We start from the raw sequence: 1010 nt of genomic DNA, 5'->3' as shown, positions 1-1010 counted from the left end.
TCGCGACTTTCACGCCGATGCCCATGGCCACCATCAAGGCTTCGCAGAGGATCGAGGTCAGCACCAGCGGCAACAGGGCCACCAGCGTGGCGCGCCAGCTGCGGAAGGTGATCAGGCAGAACAAGGTCACCGCTGCATACACGTACAACAGCATGGTGTGGTTGGCTTCGCGCACCACGATGTTGGTTGCCGCTTCGATCCCGGCGCTGCCGGCCGCGAGCAGGAACTGGCGGTCTTCGGTGCTGTTTTCCTTGGCGAACTTGTCGGCAATCGCCACCACGGCGTCCAGGGTTTCAGCCTTGTGATCCTTGAGGAAGGCGATCACCGGCATCAGCGAGCAGTCGGTGTTGAACAGCTCCGGGGAGTTGACCGAGGCTTGCTGCGCGGCGTAGTTGAGCACGTCCTGGTTGCGCTGGATGCTGTTGAGCTTGGGGTTGCCTTCATAAGTACCGGCGGTGATCTGGCGTACCGCGTTGACCAACGACGAGGTCGCCTGCACGCCCGGATACTGTTGCAGCTCCCAGGCCAGACGATCGGCCAGCACCAGGGTCTTGTAGTTCAGACAGCCTTCCGGTGCGGTCTTGATCATCACCGCGAACAGGTCGCTGGACAGCGCGTAATGCTGGGTGATGTAGGCGTTGTCGCGGTTGTAGCGCGAGTCGGCGCGCAGCTCCGGCGCCCCGCTTTCCAGATCGCCGATCTTCAGGTCAAGGCTGACCACGAAACCGCCGATGCCCATCAACACCGCGACCAGCACGGCGCCGGTGGCCCACTTGGCCGTGGTGAAGCGATCGAGCGCGTCCCACAGTTTGCCGAAGCCTTTGTGCTTCTCGGCGCGGTTGTCGATTTTCAGCGCACGCTCGGCGGCTTTCGCGCCGACACCGACGTAAGACAATGCCACTGGCATCAGCAACAGCGAGGTGAAGATCAGCACCGCGACACCGATGCTGGCGGTGATCGCCAGGTCCTGGATGACCGGGATGTCGATCAGCATCAGCACCGCGAAGCCC

Annotated in this window: 1 protein-coding gene; it reads right to left on the bottom strand. The window is 62.8% G+C overall.

The features are described 5' to 3' along the window. Positions 1-1010 (bottom strand): RND family transporter (locus tag AD668_RS28255; protein WP_371259853.1); only part of this gene is annotated, 1010 nt, incomplete at both ends.

This window comes from Pseudomonas sp. P1.8, from assembly GCF_001269805.1.
Classification (GTDB): domain Bacteria; phylum Pseudomonadota; class Gammaproteobacteria; order Pseudomonadales; family Pseudomonadaceae; genus Aquipseudomonas.
The sequence above is the reverse complement of the archived record's forward strand: the minus strand, read 5'-3'. Positions and strand labels throughout refer to the sequence as shown.